The sequence below is a fragment of the Serratia sp. Ag1 genome, from assembly GCF_000743355.1.
Classification (GTDB): domain Bacteria; phylum Pseudomonadota; class Gammaproteobacteria; order Enterobacterales; family Enterobacteriaceae; genus Chania.
On the sequence record NZ_JQEI01000026.1, the window covers coordinates 245,301 to 267,462 of the forward strand.

At 50.5% G+C, this 22,162-nt stretch carries 24 protein-coding genes; 20 read left to right on the top strand and 4 right to left on the bottom strand.

The annotated features are described in order from the left end of the window. Nucleotides 1–8 precede the first annotated feature (8 nt). The 15 genes from IV04_RS17135 (at nucleotide 9) to IV04_RS17205 (ending at nucleotide 12,970) form a co-directional block, all read left to right on the top strand. Nucleotides 9–965 carry a hypothetical protein gene (locus tag IV04_RS17135; protein WP_037403531.1) on the top strand — a complete coding sequence of 319 codons (957 nt, stop codon included), beginning with the start codon at nucleotides 9–11 and terminating at the stop codon, nucleotides 963–965. Continuing rightward, entirely contained in the window at nucleotides 955–1,710 is a 756-nt protein-coding gene (locus IV04_RS17140) for a Gp138 family membrane-puncturing spike protein (protein ID WP_037403530.1), read from the top strand. The genes IV04_RS17135 and IV04_RS17140 overlap by 11 nt, the downstream gene beginning before the upstream one ends. Beyond that, the gene (locus IV04_RS17145) at nucleotides 1,710–2,063 is read left to right on the top strand and encodes a hypothetical protein (RefSeq protein WP_037403529.1); all 354 of its coding nucleotides are present in this window, start codon (nucleotides 1,710–1,712) and stop codon (nucleotides 2,061–2,063) included. The genes IV04_RS17140 and IV04_RS17145 overlap by 1 nt, the downstream gene beginning before the upstream one ends. Beyond that, nucleotides 2,060–3,244, top strand: a complete 1,185-nt coding sequence (locus tag IV04_RS17150) for a baseplate J/gp47 family protein (protein ID WP_037441152.1) — start codon at nucleotides 2,060–2,062, stop codon at nucleotides 3,242–3,244. The genes IV04_RS17145 and IV04_RS17150 overlap by 4 nt, the downstream gene beginning before the upstream one ends. After that, nucleotides 3,241–3,909, top strand: a complete 669-nt coding sequence (locus IV04_RS17155) for a DUF2612 domain-containing protein (RefSeq protein WP_037403528.1) — start codon at nucleotides 3,241–3,243, stop codon at nucleotides 3,907–3,909. The genes IV04_RS17150 and IV04_RS17155 overlap by 4 nt, the downstream gene beginning before the upstream one ends. After that, on the top strand, nucleotides 3,902–4,456 hold the full coding sequence (locus IV04_RS17160; protein WP_051916846.1) for a hypothetical protein: 555 nt from the start codon (nucleotides 3,902–3,904) through the stop codon (nucleotides 4,454–4,456). The genes IV04_RS17155 and IV04_RS17160 overlap by 8 nt, the downstream gene beginning before the upstream one ends. Nucleotide 4,457: 1 nt before the next feature. Further along, a complete protein-coding gene (locus tag IV04_RS17165) occupies nucleotides 4,458–4,877 on the top strand; it encodes a tail assembly chaperone (protein WP_037403526.1) in 420 nt (139 codons plus the stop codon). A 24-nt stretch (nucleotides 4,878–4,901) separates the two neighbouring features. Then, nucleotides 4,902–5,954 carry a hypothetical protein gene (locus IV04_RS17170; RefSeq protein WP_037441155.1) on the top strand — a complete coding sequence of 351 codons (1,053 nt, stop codon included), beginning with the start codon at nucleotides 4,902–4,904 and terminating at the stop codon, nucleotides 5,952–5,954. Between the two features lie 2 nt (nucleotides 5,955–5,956). Further along, entirely contained in the window at nucleotides 5,957–6,367 is a 411-nt protein-coding gene (locus IV04_RS17175) for a tail assembly chaperone (RefSeq protein ID WP_037404120.1), read from the top strand. 9 nt (nucleotides 6,368–6,376) lie between these two features. Then, the gene (locus IV04_RS17180; protein ID WP_037404113.1) at nucleotides 6,377–7,732 is read left to right on the top strand and encodes a prophage tail fiber N-terminal domain-containing protein; all 1,356 of its coding nucleotides are present in this window, start codon (nucleotides 6,377–6,379) and stop codon (nucleotides 7,730–7,732) included. 13 nt (nucleotides 7,733–7,745) lie between these two features. After that, on the top strand, nucleotides 7,746–9,767 hold the full coding sequence (locus tag IV04_RS24745) for a pyocin knob domain-containing protein (RefSeq protein WP_051916847.1): 2,022 nt from the start codon (nucleotides 7,746–7,748) through the stop codon (nucleotides 9,765–9,767). Between the two features lie 134 nt (nucleotides 9,768–9,901). Beyond that, on the top strand, nucleotides 9,902–11,668 hold the full coding sequence (locus IV04_RS26600) for a pyocin knob domain-containing protein (RefSeq protein ID WP_051916848.1): 1,767 nt from the start codon (nucleotides 9,902–9,904) through the stop codon (nucleotides 11,666–11,668). 61 nt (nucleotides 11,669–11,729) lie between these two features. Continuing rightward, a complete protein-coding gene (locus tag IV04_RS17195; protein ID WP_037404112.1) occupies nucleotides 11,730–12,110 on the top strand; it encodes a phage holin family protein in 381 nt (126 codons plus the stop codon). Beyond that, complete coding sequence (locus IV04_RS17200; RefSeq protein ID WP_051916849.1) at nucleotides 12,100–12,405, top strand: phage holin family protein; 306 nt, start codon at nucleotides 12,100–12,102, stop codon at nucleotides 12,403–12,405. The genes IV04_RS17195 and IV04_RS17200 overlap by 11 nt, the downstream gene beginning before the upstream one ends. Further along, the gene (locus IV04_RS17205; RefSeq protein ID WP_037404110.1) at nucleotides 12,398–12,970 is read left to right on the top strand and encodes an N-acetylmuramidase family protein; all 573 of its coding nucleotides are present in this window, start codon (nucleotides 12,398–12,400) and stop codon (nucleotides 12,968–12,970) included. The genes IV04_RS17200 and IV04_RS17205 overlap by 8 nt, the downstream gene beginning before the upstream one ends. 24 nt (nucleotides 12,971–12,994) lie before the next feature. Here IV04_RS17205 and IV04_RS17210 read toward each other — a convergent pair whose 3' ends face one another. Next, entirely contained in the window at nucleotides 12,995–14,290 is a 1,296-nt protein-coding gene (locus IV04_RS17210; protein WP_231566324.1) for an aminopeptidase, read from the bottom strand. A gap of 404 nt (nucleotides 14,291–14,694) precedes the next feature. On the opposite strand from IV04_RS17210, the gene cysG reads away from it, so the two are divergent. The 5 genes from cysG (at nucleotide 14,695) to IV04_RS17235 (ending at nucleotide 19,607) form a co-directional block, all read left to right on the top strand. Continuing rightward, nucleotides 14,695–16,125, top strand: a complete 1,431-nt coding sequence (gene cysG, locus IV04_RS17215; RefSeq protein WP_037404108.1) for a siroheme synthase CysG — start codon at nucleotides 14,695–14,697, stop codon at nucleotides 16,123–16,125. Nucleotides 16,126–16,160: 35 nt separating this feature from the next. Further along, nucleotides 16,161–17,069 (top strand): sulfate adenylyltransferase subunit CysD, encoded by a 909-nt coding sequence (gene cysD, locus IV04_RS17220; protein ID WP_037404107.1) that lies wholly within the window; start codon nucleotides 16,161–16,163, stop codon nucleotides 17,067–17,069. 11 nt (nucleotides 17,070–17,080) lie between these two features. Further along, nucleotides 17,081–18,520 (top strand): sulfate adenylyltransferase subunit CysN, encoded by a 1,440-nt coding sequence (cysN, locus tag IV04_RS17225; RefSeq protein WP_037404105.1) that lies wholly within the window; start codon nucleotides 17,081–17,083, stop codon nucleotides 18,518–18,520. Continuing rightward, nucleotides 18,450–19,136, top strand: coding sequence for an adenylyl-sulfate kinase (gene cysC, locus IV04_RS17230; protein ID WP_081893240.1), 687 nt, complete (start codon nucleotides 18,450–18,452; stop codon nucleotides 19,134–19,136). The genes cysN and cysC overlap by 71 nt, the downstream gene beginning before the upstream one ends. A gap of 156 nt (nucleotides 19,137–19,292) precedes the next feature. Beyond that, nucleotides 19,293–19,607, top strand: coding sequence for a DUF3561 family protein (locus IV04_RS17235; RefSeq protein WP_037404102.1), 315 nt, complete (start codon nucleotides 19,293–19,295; stop codon nucleotides 19,605–19,607). 41 nt (nucleotides 19,608–19,648) lie between these two features. Here the strand turns inward: IV04_RS17235 and IV04_RS17240 are convergent, their stop codons facing one another. From IV04_RS17240 to IV04_RS17250, 3 genes are all read right to left on the bottom strand, one after another. Continuing rightward, nucleotides 19,649–20,371: an amino acid ABC transporter ATP-binding protein gene (locus tag IV04_RS17240; protein WP_037404101.1), complete on the bottom strand. Its 723-nt coding sequence runs from the start codon at nucleotides 20,369–20,371 to the stop codon at nucleotides 19,649–19,651. Then, nucleotides 20,355–21,074, bottom strand: coding sequence for an amino acid ABC transporter permease (locus IV04_RS17245; RefSeq protein ID WP_051916854.1), 720 nt, complete (start codon nucleotides 21,072–21,074; stop codon nucleotides 20,355–20,357). The genes IV04_RS17240 and IV04_RS17245 overlap by 17 nt, the downstream gene beginning before the upstream one ends. 71 nt (nucleotides 21,075–21,145) lie before the next feature. Continuing rightward, on the bottom strand, nucleotides 21,146–21,916 hold the full coding sequence (locus tag IV04_RS17250; protein ID WP_037404097.1) for a basic amino acid ABC transporter substrate-binding protein: 771 nt from the start codon (nucleotides 21,914–21,916) through the stop codon (nucleotides 21,146–21,148). Nucleotides 21,917–22,162: the final 246 nt, after the last annotated feature.

Here is a 22,162-nt window from a genome sequence, read left to right on the forward strand (position 1 = left end):
GGTGAAAAATGAGTGAAAACTGGATCAGGAAATGCTCCTTGGTGATGGTGGATGAAAAGGGTAATGGGCTGGATTTATCCTCTTTTAAGTTCACATTCTCAATCATCTGGCAAGACACCAAATACCCTAAAAAAGCTGAGTTTAAAATTTATAATCTCTCAGTTGATGTGGCAAATAAAATAACGAGTGGGGAGTTTGCGCAAATACAATTGTTGGCAGGATATCAGGATAACGCCAGCTTGATATTCAGTGGTGAAATCAGTTTTTCTATTGATGGTAGGGATAATGCAACGGACACCTTTGTCACTATCCAAGCATCGGAGAACGACAAAGCCTTCTGCTATGCCACCGTGAATACCACGCTGGCAGCGGGATACAGTAAAACGGATGTATTTCAAGCTTTATTAAAATCGGTGAGGGAGTTTGGGGTTACCGTGGGCCTTATTCCTGAACTTGACGATGTGAAAATGCCCCGAGGTAAGCCGATTTATGGTATGCACCGGGATGAGATGGATCGTTTAGCCTCACAAACCAACGCGACCTGGCAATACGTTAATAACACCATCCAGTTGCGGCCTGATAATACACATAGCACCGAGGTTATCATTCTTAATAATAAGGCCGGATTAATTGGTATGCCTCAGCAAACGATTGACGGTGGTATTAATATTCAATGTCTGATTAACCCAAATATCGTTATTAATAGTTTGGTGCGGCTCAATAATAGTAGCCTTTACCAGGCCACATCCTCAATTGAGAATGTGGGCAAGGATTCGGTTAAAACAGCGAAAAAACAAACCACGATAATGTCTTCAGTATTATCAAAGGATGGTGACTATAAAGTGATTAATATCTCTTATCATGGCGATACTCGCGGCAATGAGTGGTATATGGATCTGGTCTGTACTGCAAAAGACAGGGCTGGTGCCACCACATTAAATAAGGTGACGAGCGATGATTACTAATAAAGAGCGTGCCAGCTCGACGGAAAATATCCTTGATACTTTGCGGAAATCTCTCCATTCAGAACTCCGTGTGGCAATGCCGGGTATCATCGAGTCCTTTAATCCCAACGCGGTGACCTGCGAGGTGCGCCCTGCTATTCGTGGCAGTATTGAAAATCCCGACGGCACAGTTACCCAAACTGAATTACCTCTGCTGGTGGACGTACCGGTAATCTTTCCACGCGGTGGCGGCGTCAGCCTGACATTTCCAGTGAAAACAGGTGATGAATGCCTGGTGGTGTTTGCCGATCGATGTATTGATTTTTGGTGGCAGAGTGGTGATGTGCAAGATGCGGTAGATGGGCGAATGCACCATCTGGCGGATGCTTTCGCCATCCTTGGGCCACAATCGCAGCCCCACAAAATAAGCAATATCAGTACCTCAGCGGCGCAACTGCGCAGTGATGATGGGGCTGCGATGATTGAACTGCTCCCCGACAGCCACGCGGTTAATGTCATCACATCGGGAAAACTGACGGCGAATGCCAATGGTGGAACGGAGATTACCTCTCCCTCCATCGTGCTGAATGGCAGTGTCACCATTAATGGCAGCCTGTCACAGGGGATGGGCAGCGGCGGCGGCGCGGCCACCCTCAATGGGCCGGTGACGGTGAAAAATGACGTTACGGCGGGCGGGATCAGCCTGAAAAATCATAAACACAGTGGTGTACAGACCGGCAGCGGTACTACAGGAGGAGCACAGTAATGCGCTACCGCAGAGAAGACAGCTCCGGCGACTACATTTTTGGTGCGGGAGACAACACTTTTATGATCAACACCCCAGAAGCGGTGGCCCAAGCGGTGAAAACCCGTTTTGAGCTATGGCAAGGGGAATGGTTTTTGGATACGACCGCAGGCACGCCCTACAAAACCGATATTCTGGGTAAGCATAAGTCGCTGGTTTATCAGATGTCTGTTCGTGAACGTATTCTGAGAACCCAAGGCGTGAACGAAATCACCGATTTTCAGGTGCAAGTGAACCCACAGACCCGCCGCGTGACCTTTACTTCCTCAATCAACACCTTGTACGGCACAACCACCGTTAATAGCGAGGCATAATGCTCAATCTCGATACATTAGGGCTATCGGCTAGCGTCGATGCCCGTGGGATCAGTGCGCCCGATTACCAGACTATCCTGAGCACACTGACGGCTTTCTTCCGCCAGATTTATGGCGAAGATGCCTACCTGGAGCCCGACAGCAAAGATGGGCAGTGGATAGCCGTAATCGCGCTGGCGATTCATGATGCCAATAACATGGCAATCGCGGTATTCAACTCCTTCAGCCCAGCAACGGCACAGGGCCGGGCATTGGAAAACAACGTTAAAATCAACGGTATTACGAAAAATGCCGCCAGCCAATCCACCGCAGATGTCGTTATTACCGGGCAAGTGGGCACGCAGATCACCAACGGCGTGGTGCGCGACACCAATGGCATCAGTTGGAGCCTGCCGAGCAGTGTAGTGATTGGTTCATCAGGGCAGGTAACGGTGACCGCCACCTGCCAGGTAATCGGTGCGGTGATTGCGCTACCGGGTGAACTTAGCGTGATTGGTTCCCCAACCCGTGGCTGGCAAGCGGTCACTAACCCACAAGCGGCGTCACCGGGGCAACCGGTGGAATCGGATGCCGAGTTGCGTATTCGGCAATCGCGATCGGTATCGTTGCCGTCGCGTACGGTGTTGGAGGGGATTATTGGCGCCATTGCTACTCTGCCTAATGTCGAGCGCTATCGGGGTTACGAAAACGATACCAGTACCACCGACAGCAATGGCATCCCCAGCCACTCGATTGCAATCGTGGTGGACGGCGGTGATGACCGGCAGATAGCGAAGACTATTGCCACCAAAAAAACGCCGGGTACCGGGACCTATGGCACCAGCGTTGTGCCAGTGACTGACCAATATGGTATTACGCGCTCGATTTCTTTTTTCCGTAAAACCAGCGTTCCGGTCTATGTGCGGGTCACCTTGAAACCTTTGGTGGGTTATACCACCAGTATTGCTGAGTCGATCAAATCGGCCATTGCTGACTACGTGAACGGTGTGGCGATCGGTGATCCGGTATTGCTGCACCGCCTGTTTGTCCCTGCCAACCTTAACGGTGAAGGACGAGTATACGATCTTACCGACTTGCAAATCGGTAAGTCTGCCAATGCGCTGGCCGCCGCCAATATCAACGTTACCTTTAATCAGGCGGTTACCTGCTCGGCAGCGAATGTCACGGTGGTGACAACATGAATCATTATCAAAAGCTTATTACTGCCTACCATGCTGATAAACCGAAATATCTCGACACTATTGGCGTTAGTAGCGAGCCGTTTGCGGCTATCCAAGCAACTCTGGGCGATTTCATCAATAAGTTTGATCTTGATCGGGCTGTAAGTAGCCAGCTCGATGCATTGGGGTTGTGGATCGGTATCGGTCGCGTGGTGAGAAGCATTATTAATGGTGTCTATTTCTCCTTCGATACCAGTGGGTTGGGATATGACCAAGGAAGCTGGCAAGGGGTGTTTGATGAGATGGGATTTACCACGTTGGATGATGAGGTTTATCGCACCATCCTGCGTGCCAAAATCCTGGCGAACAACTGGGATGGCACAATGGCAACCCTCAGTAACATCTATCAGAGTGTTTTCCCCGATGATAAAACTCAGGTCTTCGTTGTGGATAATCTCGATATGACGATGAGTGTTTATCTGACAGGTTCTCCATTACCTGCCGTAGTGCAATCCATCATTGCCTTTGGCTATCTGGATGTAAAACCCGGCGGCGTATGTATTACGGATTACACCATGGTATCGGAACCGGGGCCGTTATTCGGTTTTGATGCTGACAATAAATATCTTTCCGGCTTTGACAAAGGTATGTGGGGCCTGAACCTAAAGGAAATTACTAATGGCTAAAAATGATTTTTTACCCTTCGGCATTGGTGCGGAGGCGAATGTTCTCACACCTGCTGACTGGTCGACACTGCCTGCGCGCAGCAAGGGTTTTGCTGCTGGTGCGGCAAAATCCAAAGAACTGAATACCGCCTGGCGGCAATCCAGTGTGATCAGCAGCGTGGTAGCGCAGTTTATTGCCGATAATAGCAATAATGATGTATTAGATAATGGGGATACGACAACGTTAAAAAATAACCTACTGGCAGCACTTGCTCAGGTTATCGCAAAGCAATCTCCCAGCATGCAATCTGGCAATGGATGGACGAAGCTGCCTACTGGTGTCATTTTTCAATATGGCATCTCTGGGCTGTTAGGCCCTAATGTCACGCAGACTATCAATTTCCCTATTCCATTTCCTAATGGCGTTGTTGGGGCTTCCTTAGGGGTCTACGGAGCAACGGCTGGGACAGCTGAATATACGGCAATAACTAAAACATCAATAACATTGGCTAATGGCTTGGTTGGATCTTCATCTAATCCTATTTTTTATTTTGCGGTAGGTAATTAACATGGCTGATTATATTTTCCATAGCGGTTTGTTTTTTCCTGTGGCATTAAAAAGCGACTATCAGGCATCAGGGGACTGGCCAATGGATGGCGTTGGGGTATCGGCAGAGATCCATGAGGCTTTCAGCTCAAAGAATTGCCCAGAAGGAAGAATATGCGGGACAGGGCCTGATGGTATGCCTGCATGGAGCGATATCGCACCATTGACAGGAGCAGAAAAAGTAATGCAAATGGAGTCACAACGCAATGCTTTACTGACGCAGGCTCAAAATGTCATTAGCATATGGCAAACCGAATTACAGCTTGGACTAATCAGTGATAAAGATAAAAAGTCTCTTATCGTTTGGATTGAGTATATTCAGAAAGTTCGAGCTATCGACACCTCAACTATTCCGGTGAATTGGCCTGAATTACCAGCATGAACTTAAAAATAAAGGATACAATTAATGGCTAAAAATGAATTTTTGCCTTTTGGGCTTAATAGTGGCGCTAATGTACTAAGCCCGACTGATTGGTTGGCTCTCAGTAGCAGGAGTGCTGGTTTTACTACTGGAGTGGCAAAATCCAAAGAGATGAATACTGCCTGGCGGCAATCTAGCGTCATTGCTAATGCGGTAGCGCAGTTTATTGCTGATAACAGTGGTCAAGACGTGTTGGATAATGGTGACACTAAGACTCTGCAAGTTAACTTGGTTAATGCTCTTACTCAATTTATTAACAAAGGTTATCTTCCTCTCACAGGTGGAACGCTTACGGGGGAGTTAGAGATAAAATCAAACACTACTGCAGCGCAATACATCATTAAAGATGCTAATGGTAAGGTGCAGGGTTCGATATCGGCTCCGTCCGATGGGTATGTCAGAGTAACTTCGAATGTTACAGGGAAGTATTTTGAAATTGATAAAAATGGCAATTTTAATACTACGACAGGTGTCGGGGTTTATGAACAAGGACAACGAGTTTATAGCCCGAATAATCCGCCTGATAATCGTTATTTAAGCATCAACGGTGGCCGGTTATTAGGAAATGTTGATACCAGTGCTGGAATCTATGAACAAGGACAACGAGTTTATAGCCCGAATAATCCGCCTGATAATCGTTATTTAAGTATCAATGGAGGCAGAGTATCAGGGGGGCTTGATACCGGGGCAGGGCTTTATGAGCAAGGGCAACGGGTATATAGCCCAAACAACCCACCAACCCAGCGTGTGGTCAGTGGTGATGCATGGTGGTATAAAGATCTCAGCAGTGGAATGATTTTTCAAGGAGGTTTTGCTATCGGTAGTAATAATTCAAATGGCAGTACTGACTGGGTGAATTTGCATATCGCTATGCCGAATAGAATATTATCTGTGTCGTTTACTTTGTGTAACTTTCTGCAAGGGTATGAGACTACCTGGAATGCACAAACAGGATATTTATCAGCAAGTAATACAAGCTTTGCTTGGCTTCATGGTTCCAAGGAACGTGAGGTTTATTGGATGGCAGTGGGGTATTAATTATGTATAAATTTAGTCAAGAAACGGGGGCTTTTTATCCAATCTCAATGCTTGAGGATTATCTCTCAGCGGGTACTTTGCCTGATGATTTAGTTGATATCAGCGAAGAGATTTACAGTCTATATGTTCAGACACCACCAGCAGGAAAAATGCGTGGTGCGGATCTTCAGGGGATGCCGACTTGGGTTGATATTCCTCAGTCAGTGGAAACTCCTGAATCGGCAGAAAATAAAAGGTCTTACTTGCTAGCACAGGCACAAAATACGATCAGCGTATGGCAGACCGAATTGCAACTAGGGATTATCAACGATCAGGATAAAGAGTCCCTTACTGCCTGGATCGGTTATATCCAGCAACTGCGCGCGGTGGATACGTCAAAATCCAGTGTTACTTGGCCTGATATCCCAGCCTAAGGGGGCAATATGATCACATTATCAGGTAGCTACCGTAGCCCTGAGGGTGTACCGATCCCCAGCGCTAATCTGGTTATCACTTCCCGCCATAATACCCGACAGACCTTTTTACAAATTGCCGCTAGCGTTACTACAGGAGTAGGGGGCGAGTATAAACTCGAGCTTTACCCCGGCGAATATACTGTCACGGTGGTATATAAAAACGGGCAACGTGCGGTATTGGGGATGATCACGCTGCTCGAGAGTAGCCCACCAGGAACGCTCAATGACTATTTGGTGGACAGTGCTCCAGAACTGACTGGGCCGATTGTATTGGCAGAAATACGGGCTGCCGCAAAGCAGGCACAAAAGTCAGAAGATAACTCAAAAAGCTCTGAGCTGGCTGCTGCACAGTCAGCTCGCGATGCTCAGAGCAGTGCCAGTCTCGCCGCCAGTTCTGAACTATCTGCCAGTAAAAGCCGTGATGCTGCTGCGAAGAGCGCCAGTGCTGCAGAAGTATCCGCTGCTGCGGCATTGAAGTCAGAAATCAGTGCGCGGGATTCTGCTCAACGTGCGACTGACACCGTGGCTAATAATGCGGCGATGATTGCACAGGTATCACAGCAGGTAGACGCTGTTTCTGTGGCTACCGTGGTGGTAACTGCAAAGATGGATGCTACCCAAAGCCAACAGCGCAGTATCAACGGTGAATTGTCAGCACAGCTTGTAACAGAAGCCACTGCGCGTGGTATTGCGGATAGCGCATTATCGCAGCGTATTGATGGCTCGTTGGCCCGCTTGGATGCGGAAAGCAACACGCGGCTTGCCGCTGATGAGGTTTTGCAGACTAACATCAACCAGTTAACAGCTACGACAGAGGGTGATAAAAAAGCCATGCTGTCGCGGTTTGAGCAACTGGAACAGCAGGTTGATGCAGTTTCTGTCGCAGCGGTGGTTAACACTGACATGCTAAACGTTACCCAGAACCAGCAACGCACTACCAGCAGCATGCTGAATGGCCGACTGAATACGCTTGATAACCAAAGTGAGGCGTTATCCAGCGCTCTTGAAAGCGAAACAAAAAGTCGTACCACTGGGGATTCCGTATTATCACAATCGATATCAGCCCTACGGGGTGATGTGAACGCCGCGAATGTGGCGTTGAGCAATAGTATTACAGCGTTATCGCAATCGCTGAATAATGCCGATCTCGAGCAAACTGCGTTGACTGGCAATATCGACGATCATGTGGAACGAACAGCTATCACAGTTGTTGAAGCGCGTATCGCTAATGCCAATGTATTGCATACATTACGTCAATTAACTTCTTCTCTTTCTACTATCAATGCTCGGTTAACGGCATTCGAATTCAGCAATATTAATTAAAAGGACACTCTTTATGGCTTCTACAGCTTGGTATCGTACAGGCACGATTGCGCTTGCACAAAATTCAACCACCGTTAGCGGAACGGGGACGCAATGGAACAATCCGGTTTACGGTGTGGCTCCTGGTCAAATGCTGTTGATACCCGGTGCGGGTACGGTGGTGATGTATGAGATCCAACGGGTGATCTCAGACACGCTGCTCACACTAGCAACGCCTTATACTGGCAGTGCTGCCACCGGGCAGCAATACGCGATTGTCACTGCGTTGGTGGGTAGCGTGGCGGATTTCTCCCGGCAATTATCGGTGCTAGTGAATCAGTGGCAGAGTCAACTGGACGGTTGGCAGCAGATCCTCAGCGGCAGCGGGGATGTTAAATTGACTGCGCCTGATGGTTCGATGGTAACGGTGAAATCACAGGCGGCATTGACCGCAGCGGTTAATGATGCCCTGAATAAATCCACGACGACGACACAGACGGTGGCGAGTACCGTTGAATTCAAGAAAAGCATTACGTCAAACGGTGACCAGCAAATGCGGGCTACCAGCACAACGCCAAATCTTTTGCTGAGATTCCGTGATGTCAATGATGTGGAAAAAGGGGCGGTATATGCGCAGACGGATACGGGAGTAATAAATATCAGATGGAATGGGACGGCAAGCACAGCAACATTCCGTACAGATGGGTTTGTATCACTATACAATGGCCTCGTATTAAATAATGCCTACACAACTGCAGGGGCAGTACCTGATATTAGTACGCTTCCTTTTATATTTCGCGGTGGTGACCGGGCAGACCTTGTTAACCCGAATAATGCAAGCATAGCAACGAGTAATGGTTTCTCTGTCGTTTCTACAGCAACAACGGGACTTGCATCTAATATAAATTATGGTCAACCGGTATTTTCTGTGGATGCAAGGGCAGGTACTGCGAAAGTATTAAATAATCTGTATATAGGTTCTACTCCTGTAGCCACAAAATCGACATCATTAAGTACGCTTGATTTAAATACAGTTAAGGATGAAGGGGATTATTATCAGGCAGCAACATCGAATGCTACATCTGAGAAAAACTATCCCATTGTGGCAGCAGGAACATTACGCGTGCTTAATCACGTTGCGTCATCAAATGGTCGAAAGGGAGTCACGCAGATTTACTATCCGTGGCATGTTGCTGATTATTATTATCAGCGAGTTTACAATGCTCCTGCGGATGCGTGGGAGGTTTGGCAACTATTTGAATCACGAAGCAAAAACGATACTCGCTATGTAAAAATTGGTGATTATGGTGTAGGGGGGGCATCGTCTGTTATATCGGCCGATGCTAACGTTGCTGCATCAAACCAGTTCGTCACTTGGCCAATTAACACGCCAGGGGCACCAACAGGCCAAGGATTTTTTGGTCTTGAAGGAGCCGACTCCGGCTCGCGTTGGCAAATGGCTTTTATACGTGGTACGGCAACACCTGATCTCTCGATCAGAGTTAGGACACCCGCGGGCGCATGGTCTACGGTGTGGTCAAAAATCTGGCACAGTACAAACACCACCGTAGATGCCAACGGCTTTGTTAAAAAAGCCTCTCCTATTATCCGACTGTCAAATGATCCAGCAAAAATGCCTACAGATTATCTGTCTGGCTTTGTTCTTGCCGGGGTCGGTGCAGTCAACGGGGAAGCCGCAGGAGTTACCGCACAACGGCTAGCTACTGGGCTCTATCAGATTAGTGGTTCATTGGGTTTGGCAACTGAAAGCTGGCAGATAGAGATCCCTCAAGACGTCAATGGTAATCGCCTGGTATTTGCCAGCACCGAAGTCGATGAAGATGGCACTATCAGGGTCTATACCCACAAACGCCGTTTCGATCCAGATAGCGCGATGGTGGTGGCTGGGGAGCCGATGGATATTCCTGAAGGCCGTTGGATCGATCTGCGCTTAAGCATGCCAGCTCAACCAGAACCAGAAATTGTTGAGCCACAAGAGGTGCAACCTGAATCTGAGGTTGTTGCTGAATCTTCTGCCGATGATAACGCTGAATAAATAACTGCTAATCAGTTCTGCAAACGCAGGCTTTCATATTTGAAAAACACGGGGCACATCATGCCATAACCGTGTTGAACCAACATTTTCTAACCTTCTTATCTTCATCAGTATAATCAAAAAGGAAACTTACAATGGCTTCTACAGCTTGGTATCGCACAGGCACGATTGCGCTTGTGCAAAATTCGGCCACTGTGACCGGAACGGGGACACAATGGAATAACCCAGTCTACGGCGTGGCGCCGGGTCAAATGCTACTGGTACCTGGAGCGGGTACGGTAGTGATGTATGAGATCCAGCGGGTGATCTCAGACACGCAACTCACACTAGCAACGCCTTATACCGGCAGTGCCGCTACGGGGCAGCAATATGCGATTGTCACTGCGCTGGTGGGCAGCGTAGCGGATTTCTCGCGGCAACTATCGGTGCTGGTAAACCAATGGCAGAGCCAATTGGATGGTTGGCAGCAGATCCTTAGCGGCGCCGGGGATGTCAAACTGACGGCGCCTGATGGTTCGACGGTAACAGTGAAATCACAAGCGGCGTTGACGGCGGCGGTAAATGATACGCTGAATAAATCCACGACGACAACACAGACGGTGGCCAGTGCCGTTGAATTCAAGAAAAGCATTACGTCAAACGGTGACCAGCAAATGCGGGCTACCAGCACAACGCCAAATCTTTTGCTGAGATTCCGCGATGTCAATGACGTGGAAAAGGGGGCGGTATTTTCAGATACCGCAACTGGGAATATGACTATACGCTGGAATGGCACAGCATATTCCATGAGTGCTAAAGCCGATGGTTCTGTTACCTTTCCCGGTCCGCTTTATTCCAACAATACTCAAGTTGCAACACGTGCAACACCATTGGGAACATCTGATCTAAATACCATCAAAACTGAGGGTGCATATTATCAAAGTATGAACTCTAATATTTCTGGCACAAGTAATTATCCTGCTGTTATATCTGGGACGTTACTTGTTCTGGACTCAAGAGCTGGTGTAGCAGGTGCTAATGGTAATACTTTTGTAACGCAACGATACTATCCATACAGCATTAACGACTATTACTACCAACGAAATTACAGCGCTACATCATCGACATGGTCCGCATGGGATGTCTATGAATCGCGCAGTAAAAACGATACTCGTTATCTGAAAATTGGTGATTATGGGCTCGGTAGCGGACCTCTGCATCAGGATGATACAAAGCAGAGCGTCGGTAAAATTTACCGCATCACGGCTAACTCGGCAAATAAACCAGCAGCAGAACAGTTATATGGTGTTCTGTCTTTACCTATGGATGGGACTCCAACTGTCGGATATGTTTTCGTCAGCGCATCTGGAAAATTGCGGACTGGTTTATCTGGAGCATCAGGCTCTTTGACATCCTACGGCGTTTGGGGTGACTACAACACCACCGTAGACGCCAACGGTTTTATCAAAAAAGCCTCTCCAATCGTCAAATTATTCGGCGATGGCTCCAGCGAACTCAACAATGAAAGCCAAAGTGTCACCACTGAACGTGTTAGCGAAGGAGTTTACCGGGTTTCCGGCACTCTTGGCTTTAACTCGGATGCAGAATGGGGCGGTATTGATGGCGGTATTGAAATACCAACCGATCGCAACAAGTTGCCGCTGGTTTGGGTGGATTATGAAGTTGAGCAATCTGGCGATCTGCTGATTAAGACTTTCCACCGGGCAAATCTGTCGGCTCCTACTTTCGCTCAAAACACTATCTCAGGTTACAAGGACGGCGATCCGATCGATGTACCGGCAGGTCGCTGGTTGGATCTGCGCGTGCAGGTGTATGGCGCAGAGCCTGAACCGGAAGTGGTAGATATTCAGCCCACAACCGAACTTGAGGGTGAACCCGTCAAGGAACACCTTGTCGAGTAACGTTTTTACCTGCTTTACCCAGCCTCGCGATGCGGGGCTTTTTTATTTCTGAGGAGAGTCTATGTCAGAACCTGTTTCAAGTGCGGCAATGGCTACTGCTATCGTCACTGGTGCGACCATCGCCGGGCTGCTGTCTGGGCCAGAGGCAGCCGATGTGGTGATTGGGGCGTTTGTTGGTTCGGTGATCTTTGTCATTAGTGCGAAGGATTATCCCTTTGTCACCCGAACCGTGCTGTTTTTGGTGTCGTTCGTGATCGGTGTAGTTTCAAGTGAGTTTTTTGCCAATGCGTTATCCACTACGTTGCCAGGCGAACTGGCGGTGACCAAGCTGATTGGTGCCATTGTCAGTTCCGCCGTCAGTGTGCGTTTATTAATGGCGTTAACCAAGCGCGCGGCAGATCCCGATCTGCTCAAAAAAGGGGGACATAACAATGAGCCTTGATACTCTGTTGCTGGCTATCAATGGCATCGCCTGTGGGTTGATCGCGCTACGGTTACTCGCTTTCCGGCGGGGTAAAAAAAATCATGACTACTGCGCTGCTTTTTTTGCTTTCGTTATTATTGCCGCCAGCGGTACGGTGGCGATCCGCCTGGCGCTGGGCGTGTACGATGAGGTAGACCCTGCAGAAGCCTTGCTTAACGTTGCGTTATGTATCGGTGTGTTTGCGGTTAGAGGCAATATCAAACTATTAGTCCGTTTTTCTGGTGTGAAAAAAAGTGAGGTCAGCCATGAGTAACCTGACATCTCAGGATTATCAACGGGCTGCAGCGTTACTGGGTGTCCCTGGTGCAGCCGTTCAGGCGGTTGCTGAAGTGGAAAGCGCCGGGGCGGGTATGTTGCCTGATGGTCGGCCCAAAATTCTGTTCGAGCGTCATGTATTCCGCCGTTTGTTGCTGGAGAAGGGGATCAAAGTTGATGGCTTGCCTGTCGATTTAGTTAACAGTGCGGCGGGGGGATATAGCGGTGGTGCGGCGGAGCATGAGCGCCTGGCCCGTGCTGCAAAGATAGAGCGTGAATGTGCGCTCCAGTCATGCAGTTGGGGGGCATTCCAGATCATGGGATATCACTGGAAGCTACTGAAATACCGGACATTACAAGCTTTCATTAACGCTATGTACCGTGGGGATGCCGCGCAGTTGGAGGCTTTTGTGCGTTTTATCAATGCTAATTCGGTGCTGGTTAAAGCTTTGCGCATGCTTGATTGGGCTGCGTTTGCCAAGAGCTATAATGGCCCCGGTTATGCGAGCAATAACTACGATAAAAAAATGGCTGCGGCTTTCAGCCGAGCCGGTGGGCAATGAAGAAAACCTACATTGCCGCACCCCCTATTTTTTCTTTTTACCTTTTTCTTGCTCTATAACCGGTTGCGCTTGCGCCAACTCTTTAATCAAGGGCAACAGGATTTGCACGATATCGTGGCTGCGTTGATCGATTCGCCCTGGCAGATTGCTTTCCAGATATTGCAGGTTGTCGTATTGCGGGCGATGCCAGGTCACCCCTTGAGTGAACTGTGGGCTAACGGCGGTTTGTTGGTAGCCATCTTTATCCCCCAGCGACCAGTTGGTGGCCTCCACCGCTAAAATTGGCATCTTTGCCTCGTCAAAAACTGTGTGATCGGAGCAACAACCGGTTCCTTTGGGGTATTTTTCACTGCCGGGGTTGATGGCGGCGGGAATATCGTAGAGTTGGGCGATTTCCAGTGCGCGATCGCGGGTGATTTTGGCGACTTCCGGTGCGGTATTACGCCCTGAGTGGAAATAGAGTTGATCGCCAGTGATCAGGTTATCGAGGTTGATCACCAACAAAGTGTCATCGCGTTCTTCCTGCGTCATACGCCTCAGGTAGTTTTTCGCCCCCAGTGATTTGAGCTCTTCACCGCTGGTTGCCAAAAAGCGCAGGGTGTATGCCGTGGGGATATCTTTCATCTGTTGTGCCAGTTCCAGCATAACCCCAACGCCGGAAGCATTGTCGTCTACGCCTTGCAGGGCCGATCCGCCCAGATTATTGCCCACTTCACTGTCATTGTGTGGGGTATAGGTATCGAAATGAGCCATGATGATGATCTGTTTGTTCTGCTTGCCTTTTTTTGCTGCGATCACCGAAGTCACAATGATCTTGTTCCAATCTTCACTGGTATCATTTTTGCTATAAAGGTATTGGGCATTAAAGCTACGCGTATTGCTTGAATAACCCATATTGGCAAATTGTTGTTTAAGATAATCTGCAGCCAGCAATTCTGTTGGGCTCCCCGCCATGCGCCCCGGAAAATGCGTGGCGATATGGCGTATTTGTTGGGCGGCAAACTGGCCTAATGGCGTGGTTTTAGGGGGCTTGGTTTTTTTTGGCTCTTTTTTTTCTTTGGCTTTTTTAGCCGATTTGGCAGTGGGCAACGCCTTGTCAGTATTGCTGACGGTGGATAACAGCATTTGCTCAGCAGCAAATTGGCCAGGTGCGGGTTCTGTGGTTGCGGGAGCGTTTGTACTGTTGCTGATCAGGCTATGTTCAGCGGCAAATTGGCCTAAGGAAGCTTCTTTGGCAGGTTTTGTGCTTGCTGAAATACTTGTAATGTAACCAAAGGCGGCCATCATTACAGCGGCTCTCAGGCAAAAGCGGGAAAACATACCGAAAAATCCTTTTTAGGTAACGGTGAGGCCGATTATGTATGCTCGGCACTAGTATGGGGGGCTATTACTAATTACACAATTTCTTCGTTTCTCAATTTATACCCGTCATACTTCAAGTTGCTTGGGTGTTGGCTTCCTTCACTCACCCCAGTCACTTACCTGAGTAAGCTCCTGGGGCTTCGCTCAGTTGCCGCCTACAAGCAACTCGAATTATTTTGGGTATAGAACGAAATAGACCCAAATAATTCGAGCTGCTGGCGGGCAGCCAACACCCAAGAATTTCAGGCCAGAAACTGCGGCCTATATTCCATTATTGAACAAGCCATTCCTTTTCGTCATTTCAGAGGCGAAATCTCACCCCGTATAGTCACACTATCTTTCTGTTATATGAAAAGGCCGTTGTGGACTATCTACCAATATTTGCCGATCTCAAACAACGTCCGGTGCTGGTGGTTGGCGGCGGTGACGTCGCCGCACGTAAGATCGATCTGCTCCAGCGTGCTGGGGCAGAGATTCGGGTGGTTGCGCAGGCGCTTTCAGCGGAAATTGAGCATCTTCATCAGCAAGGCCTGGTTCACTGGCTGGCGCGATCTTTTGATCCGCAGCAACTGGACGAGGTATTTCTGGTGATTGCCGCGACCGACAACAGTCAACTGAATGCTGAGGTGTATGCCGAAGCGGATAAACGCCGCGTGTTGGCGAACGTGGTGGACGATCAGCCGCGCTGTTCCTTTATCTTCCCATCAATTATCGATCGTTCACCGCTGGTGGTGGCCGTTTCTTCAGGTGGCCAAGCCCCAGTGCTGGCACGGATGCTGCGCGAAAAACTCGAAGCGTTGCTCCCGGTCAGCCTTGGGCAGATGGCCATTCTTGCCGGGGGCTTGCGCAGTAAAGTGAAACAGCAACTTTCATCGATTGGGGCAAGGCGCCGTTTCTGGGAGAAAGCCTTCGGTGGCCGTTTCGCCACGCTGGTTGCCAGTGGCCAAACCGCGCAGGCAGAGCGGCAGTTAGCACAGGATTTAGCTGATTTTGCACAGGGCGATGAAGGTCAGAAAGGTGAGATTGCACTGGTTGGGGCTGGCCCTGGCGATGTCGGTTTGCTGACGCTGCGCGGGTTGCAGGTGATGCAACAGGCTGATGTGGTGCTGTATGACCATTTGGTGAGTGATGAAACGTTGGATTTGGTACGCCGGGATGCTGAGCGGATCTGCGTGGGCAAACGCGCTGGTGCGCACTCGGTGATCCAGGAAGAAACCAATCGCCTGCTGGTGGAACTGGCGCAGCAGGGTAAGCGTGTGGTGCGGCTGAAGGGCGGCGATCCGTTTATTTTTGGCCGTGGGGGCGAAGAGCTACAGGTGGCTGCCGCCGCGGGCATTCCGTTCCAGGTGGTACCGGGAGTGACCGCTGCCGCAGGCGCGACGGCGTATGCCGGTATTCCGTTAACCCATCGCGATCACGCGCAAAGCGTGACCTTTATTACCGGCCATTGCCGCCCGGATGGCAGCGGCTTGGACTGGGCCGATCTGGCACGGGCGCGCCAGACTTTGGCTATCTACATGGGCACCATGAAGGCGGCGGATATCAGCCGTAACCTGATCGCTCATGGCCGAGAGGGTAACACGCCAGTGGCGGTGATCAGCCGTGGGACGCGGCCCGATCAGCAGGTGCAGACGGGCACGTTGCAACAACTGGAGCAATTAGCTCAACAGGCACCATTGCCCGCTCTGTTGGTGATCGGTGAGGTGGTGGAACTGCACCATCAAATTGCCTGGTTTGGGCATCAATCGCAGGCGGAGGGGGGATCTCGCCCCGCCGTCGTGAATCTGGCTTAGGCCGAATATAACGGCAAGGCGTTTAAGGATCTGCTATGGACGAAAAACGACTCACTCATTTGCGGCAATTGGAGGCGGAGAGTATCCATATCATCCGTGAGGTTGCCGCTGAATTTGCTAACCCGGTGATGATGTACTCTATCGGGAAAGACTCCTCCGTCATGTTGCACCTGGCGCGTAAGGCGTTTTATCCGGGAACTTTACCTTTCCCATTGCTGCATGTGGATACTGGCTGGAAATTCCGCGAAATGTATGAGTTTCGCGATAGGACGGCTAAAGAGTATGGTTTCGAATTGTTGGTGCACAAGAACCCCGAAGGCGTGGCGATGGGCATCAACCCATTTGTCCACGGCAGTGCCAAACATACCGATATCATGAAAACCGAAGGTTTGAAGCAGGCATTGAACAAGTACGGTTTTGATGCCGCTTTTGGTGGTGCGCGTCGCGATGAGGAAAAATCCCGAGCCAAAGAACGTATCTATTCGTTCCGCGATCGTTTCCACCGCTGGGATCCTAAAAACCAGCGCCCGGAGTTGTGGCACAACTATAACGGCCAGATTAATAAGGGGGAGAGCATCCGCGTATTCCCGCTGTCGAACTGGACAGAACTGGATATCTGGCAATATATCTTCCTGGAGCAGATCGACATTGTGCCGCTGTATCTGGCAAAACCGCGCCCGGTGGTAGAGCGTGATGGCACCTTGCTGATGGTGGATGACGATCGTATCGATCTGCAACCTGGGGAAGTGATCAGCCAGCGCATGGTGCGTTTCCGTACTCTCGGCTGCTGGCCGCTGACCGGCGCGGTCGGTTCTTCAGCACAAACGCTACCGGAGATCATTGAAGAAATGTTGATCTCCACCACCAGTGAACGTCAGGGCCGCATGATCGATCGCGATCAATCTGGTTCGATGGAGCTGAAAAAGCGCCAAGGGTATTTCTAAGGAGCCGCCGGATGAACAACGTTATTGCACAACAAATTGCTGAACAGGGCGGTGTGGAGTCTTATCTGCACGCGCAGCAGCACAAAAGCCTGTTACGTTTCCTGACCTGTGGCAGTGTTGACGATGGCAAAAGTACCCTGATTGGCCGTTTGCTGCACGATACCCGCCAGATTTACGAAGATCAGCTTTCAACGCTGCATACCGACAGCAAGCGTATTGGTACGCAGGGCGAAAAACTCGATCTGGCGTTACTGGTCGACGGTTTGCAGGCCGAGCGTGAGCAGGGCATCACCATCGATGTGGCCTATCGCTATTTCTCTACGGAGAAACGTAAATTTATCATTGCTGATACGCCGGGGCATGAGCAGTACACCCGCAATATGGCGACCGGGGCGTCTACCTGCGATCTGGCGATCCTGCTGCTTGATGCGCGCAAAGGTATGCTGGATCAAACCCGTCGCCACAGCTTTATTGCCACGCTGCTGGGGATTCGTCACCTGGTGGTGGCGGTGAACAAGATGGATCTGGTGGATTACAGCGAAGCGGTGTTTGAGCAATACAAACAGGATTACCTGACGTTTGCCGAGCAGTTGCCAAGCGATCTGAGCATCAAGTTTGTGCCGCTGTCGGCGTTGGACGGTGACAACGTGGCGGCGCAAAGCGAGCGTATGCCGTGGTACAGCGGGCCAACGCTGCTGGAAGTGCTGGAAAGTGTGGATGTGATCAGCCAAAGGGAAAGTCAGCCGCTGCGCTTCCCGGTGCAGTACGTCAATCGCCCGAATCTCGACTTCCGTGGCTACGCAGGCACCTTGTCTGCTGGCGTGGTGCGTGTCGGCCAGCGCGTGAAAGTGCTGCCATCCGGCGTAGAATCCAGCGTTGCGCGCATCGTGACCTTTGATGGCGATTTGCAGCAAGCCGTGCCGGGTGAGGCGATCACGCTGGTGCTGCAAGACGAAATCGACATCAGCCGTGGCGATCTGCTGGTGGATGCAACTGAAACGCTGCAGGCGGCGCAGAGTGCGCTGGTGGATGTGGTGTGGATGGCTGAGCAGGCACTGCTGCCAGGGCAGAGTTATGACATCAAGGTAGCAGGCAAGAAAACCCGCGCCCGGATAGAAAGTATTCGCCATCAGGTGGAGATTAACTCGTTGGCACAGCATCCTGCCGCGCTTTTACCGCTGAACGGCATCGGGCTGGTGGAGCTGACTTTTGACGAACCGCTGGTGCTGGACAGTTATCAGCAGAACCATGATACCGGTGGCCTGATCTTTATCGATCGTTTGACCAACGTGACGGTGGGGGCTGGGCTGATCCGCGAGGCGCTGCACCACAACCAGCAACCAGCCACCGGTAATTACAGCGCTTTTGAACTTGAACTGAATGCGTTGGTGCGTAAACATTTCCCTCATTGGGAAGCGCGTGATCTGCTTGGAGGGAAATCGCGTGGTTGAGATCCGGCCAACCGGGCCAGATGATGAAAATGTGGTGTGGCATCCGCATGCGGTAACGCGTGCGGAGCGTGAAGTGCGTAATGGCCATCAGGGCGTGGTGCTGTGGTTTACCGGGCTTTCCGGCTCGGGGAAGTCCACCGTGGCGGGTGCATTGGAACAGGCGTTGCATCAGCTAGGGATCAGCACTTATCTGTTGGATGGCGATAACGTGCGCCACGGTTTGTGCCGCGATCTGGGGTTTTCTGACGACGATCGGCGTGAGAATATCCGCCGCGTCGGGGAGAGCGCCAAGCTGATGGTGGACGCCGGGTTGGTGGTGCTGACCGCTTTCATTTCGCCACACCGGGCTGAACGGCAGATGGTGCGCGAAATGCTCGAGCCCGGGCGTTTTGTCGAAGTGTTTGTCGACACGCCATTGGCCATTTGCGAAGCTCGCGATCCTAAAGGGTTGTACAAAAAGGCCCGTGCTGGCGAACTGCGCAACTTCACTGGGATCGACTCGGTTTACGAGGCGCCTGTCCAGCCCGAGGTGCATTTGAATGGTGAACAATTAGTAACAAATTTGACTGCGCAATTATTAGACGTACTGCGTGGTCGGGCTATGATCAGATCCTGAGTTCGTGAAAAGCGCGTGGCAGTTTTGTCAGGCGTTTTTTAATCTGCCCCAAGTGACTTTGAGATGCAGCCAGCCAATACTTTTGCATCTTGAAGGGCGATGGGGATAGGCCTGCTGTAAAGCGTGCCGATAGACGATGAATGGACAGGGATCGTTATGCATAATGCCTCGCCAATACTGATTGATACGCAACAACAAGAAGAGCCATCGTACTCTTTCTTGGGTGGTATCAGCGGTTTTGTGTTCTATTGGCTGGCGTTCGCGGTGCCCTTTCTGATTTATGGTTCCAACACGCTATTCTTCCTGCTTTATACTTGGCCGTTTTTTCTGGCGCTGATGCCAGTATCCGTCTTGGTGGGGATCGCCGTTAGCATGTTGCTGCGTGGCAAACTGTTTTTTACCCTGCTGATGACCGGTGCGGTGGTAGTTTGCCTGTTCTGGCTGATGTTCAGTTTTCTCAGCGGCTGGTAATCAGCAGGGCGCAGAAGCCTGCGCCCGAGAAATGCCGAGGATTATAAAACCTTGCTAAGAAATGCCTGCGTGCGTGGATTGGCGGGTTGGCTGAAAATCTGCTGTGGAGTGCCTTCTTCCTGAATAATTCCCTGATCGATAAACAGCACCCGATCGGCCACCTCACGAGCAAAGCCCATTTCATGCGTCACGACCACCATGGTCATGCCCTCATGTGCCAGTGACTTCATCACCGCCAGCACTTCGCCAACCAATTCAGGATCCAATGCCGACGTTGGTTCATCGAACAGCATAATTTTAGGTTCCATCGCCAGTGCCCTGGCGATCGCCACCCGCTGTTGCTGGCCACCGGACAAGCTGCTGGGGTAGGCGTCGATTTTGTCGAGCAGACCAACCTTTTGCAGCAACACTTCTGCTCGCTCGATGGCTTTGCCACGTGGCAACCCTTGCACTTCCATCGGTGCCATAATGATGTTTTGCAGCACCGTCATGTGCGGAAACAGGTTAAAACGCTGGAAGACCATCCCGACGCTTTCTCGCATCTTGTTCAGATCGGTTTTATGGCTGTGGATGGCAAAGCCGTTGACGTCAATTTCACCACCAGAAAGGGTTTCCAGCGCATTGATGCAGCGCAGAAAGGTGCTTTTGCCGGAGCCGGAAGGGCCGATAATGCACACCACTTCATTGGGCGCGATCTCGCAGGAGATACCGCGCAGCACATGGCTCTCGCCAAATTGTTTTTGCAGGTTATGTACGCGAATCACTTTTACCGAACCTTTTTTCCATATGTTGCACCATCAGCGAAAGCAGGAAGGTGATCACCCAGTAGACCAAGGAGATGGCCAGGTAGGGCTCCCAATAGGTGGCATACGCACCGGAAACGGTACGGGCGGCATAGGCCAGATCGGCCAGACCGATGGCGGAAGCCAGCGATGAATCTTTGACGATAGCGATCGCGTTGTTGCCCAATGGCGGCAACATACGGCGAAACGCCTGCGGCAGGATCACTTTGCGCATGGTTTTGCCATAGCTCATACCCAACGAGCGTGAAGCTTCCATCTGGCCGCGATCGATGGATTGAATGCCGGCACGGAAGATTTCCGACACGTAGGCACCAGCGTTCAGGGTGATTGCCACTACGCATGACAGGAAGGCGCCGTAGTCGGAACGTAGCGCGCGGGCGAAGTCGGCGCTCATCAGGCCGCTGGTGACCAGCAACCCATCACGCGGGTTGATGAACAGCGGCACTAACGCGAAGTGTACGACCATGATTTGTACAAACAGCGGCGTGCCGCGAAAAGCGCTGATGTAAATACGCACCGGCCATTGAATGCCATAGTGCAGAATCGGCTTCCAGATGCCGTGCGGTGCCTGCGCCAAGCGGCCCAACCCGAGGATTAATCCCCAGGTGGTGCCCAACAATACGCAGACAATGGTGCATTTGATGGTCATCAGGGCACCTTCCATAAACAGCGGTGCGTATTCCTGAATGATCTCCCAACGGAAATTCAAAGGTAGTTCCTTCTGATTGGTTCAGTTTATTGTGCTGGTAGCGTTGGTACGTTGCTATCGAACCAGGTCTGGTAGATTTTTGCGTAAGTGCCGTCAGCGATGATCTTTTTCAGCCCGGCGTTGATTTTGTTACGCAGATCATCGTTCCCTTTTGCGACCGCAATGCCGAAGTACTGGCGCTCAAACTTGGCGTCAGAAACCAGCTTAAACTCTTTTTCCGGGTGGGTTTTGATGTAGAACTTGGCCACGCCAACGTCACCTACAGCGGCTCCAATACCGTCTTCATACAGCTCTTGCAGCATCAGCGGTGTGTTATCGAAGCGTTTGATTGCCGTACTGTTTTTGCCCAACGTGTCGGAAACCACAATGTCACCGGTACTGGAATTGACTACGCCCACTTTCAGCGCTTTCAGGGCGGCGATGGAGTCTACCGTGGAGTCTTTTGGCACCACAATAGCCTGTTCAGCCGGGAAGTAAGGCGAAGAGAAATCAACCATTTGCTTACGTTTTTCAGTAATGGTGATGCCAGAAATAATAATATCGCGATCGCCCGAGCCCAGGGTGGCAAAAATCCCTTCCCACGGCGTATTCACCAGTTTCACCTGGAAACCTTCAGCTTTAGCGATAGCTTTAATAACATCAATATCAAAGCCTTCCAGCTCCTTATTGCTGTTTTCGAATTCGAATGGGCGGTAAGTACCGCCTGAGCCGACCACGTAGGTGGGTTCCGCGGCGAATGAAGTTGCAGAAAAGGCGGCAGCCAGGCAGGCACCAATCAGCACTAAACGTTTTAACATTGTCTCTCCCTAGAAATTAAAGGTTATATATTGGATTTATTTATGCACTTTACGTGCATAAAAATAAGCTTGTATGAATAAAAATACAACCATTACCTAATGATGAAAATGCTAATAGTGCAAAATATGAATAGTTATTTCTCTTGCGGTGTAAATATCTAGAGGGGATGAGAGAACCTGGTGCTTATTGCTGCATAATCTTGCCGGGATGACTGAAAGTGAATACGGCTTTTTTGTGGCTAAAGT

What these genes read in the sequence shown, in the direction of transcription:
- IV04_RS17135 (WP_037403531.1), top strand. Translation starts at nt 9, where the DNA reads ATGAGTGAAAACTGGATCAGGAAATGCTCCTTGGTGATGGTGGATGAA.
- IV04_RS17140 (WP_037403530.1), top strand. Translation starts at nt 955, where the DNA reads ATGATTACTAATAAAGAGCGTGCCAGCTCGACGGAAAATATCCTTGAT.
- IV04_RS17145 (WP_037403529.1), top strand. Translation starts at nt 1,710, where the DNA reads ATGCGCTACCGCAGAGAAGACAGCTCCGGCGACTACATTTTTGGTGCG.
- IV04_RS17155 (WP_037403528.1), top strand. Translation starts at nt 3,241, where the DNA reads ATGAATCATTATCAAAAGCTTATTACTGCCTACCATGCTGATAAACCG.
- IV04_RS17160 (WP_051916846.1), top strand. Translation starts at nt 3,902, where the DNA reads ATGGCTAAAAATGATTTTTTACCCTTCGGCATTGGTGCGGAGGCGAAT.
- IV04_RS17165 (WP_037403526.1), top strand. Translation starts at nt 4,458, where the DNA reads ATGGCTGATTATATTTTCCATAGCGGTTTGTTTTTTCCTGTGGCATTA.
- IV04_RS17170 (WP_037441155.1), top strand. Translation starts at nt 4,902, where the DNA reads ATGGCTAAAAATGAATTTTTGCCTTTTGGGCTTAATAGTGGCGCTAAT.
- IV04_RS17175 (WP_037404120.1), top strand. Translation starts at nt 5,957, where the DNA reads ATGTATAAATTTAGTCAAGAAACGGGGGCTTTTTATCCAATCTCAATG.
- IV04_RS17180 (WP_037404113.1), top strand. Translation starts at nt 6,377, where the DNA reads ATGATCACATTATCAGGTAGCTACCGTAGCCCTGAGGGTGTACCGATC.
- IV04_RS24745 (WP_051916847.1), top strand. Translation starts at nt 7,746, where the DNA reads ATGGCTTCTACAGCTTGGTATCGTACAGGCACGATTGCGCTTGCACAA.
- IV04_RS26600 (WP_051916848.1), top strand. Translation starts at nt 9,902, where the DNA reads ATGGCTTCTACAGCTTGGTATCGCACAGGCACGATTGCGCTTGTGCAA.
- IV04_RS17195 (WP_037404112.1), top strand. Translation starts at nt 11,730, where the DNA reads ATGTCAGAACCTGTTTCAAGTGCGGCAATGGCTACTGCTATCGTCACT.
- IV04_RS17200 (WP_051916849.1), top strand. Translation starts at nt 12,100, where the DNA reads ATGAGCCTTGATACTCTGTTGCTGGCTATCAATGGCATCGCCTGTGGG.
- IV04_RS17205 (WP_037404110.1), top strand. Translation starts at nt 12,398, where the DNA reads ATGAGTAACCTGACATCTCAGGATTATCAACGGGCTGCAGCGTTACTG.
- IV04_RS17210 (WP_231566324.1), bottom strand. Translation starts at nt 14,290, where the DNA reads ATGTTTTCCCGCTTTTGCCTGAGAGCCGCTGTAATGATGGCCGCCTTT.
- cysD (WP_037404107.1), top strand. Translation starts at nt 16,161, where the DNA reads ATGGACGAAAAACGACTCACTCATTTGCGGCAATTGGAGGCGGAGAGT.
- cysN (WP_037404105.1), top strand. Translation starts at nt 17,081, where the DNA reads ATGAACAACGTTATTGCACAACAAATTGCTGAACAGGGCGGTGTGGAG.
- cysC (WP_081893240.1), top strand. Translation starts at nt 18,450, where the DNA reads ATGCGTTGGTGCGTAAACATTTCCCTCATTGGGAAGCGCGTGATCTGC.
- IV04_RS17235 (WP_037404102.1), top strand. Translation starts at nt 19,293, where the DNA reads ATGCATAATGCCTCGCCAATACTGATTGATACGCAACAACAAGAAGAG.
- IV04_RS17245 (WP_051916854.1), bottom strand. Translation starts at nt 21,074, where the DNA reads ATGGAAGGTGCCCTGATGACCATCAAATGCACCATTGTCTGCGTATTG.
- IV04_RS17250 (WP_037404097.1), bottom strand. Translation starts at nt 21,916, where the DNA reads ATGTTAAAACGTTTAGTGCTGATTGGTGCCTGCCTGGCTGCCGCCTTT.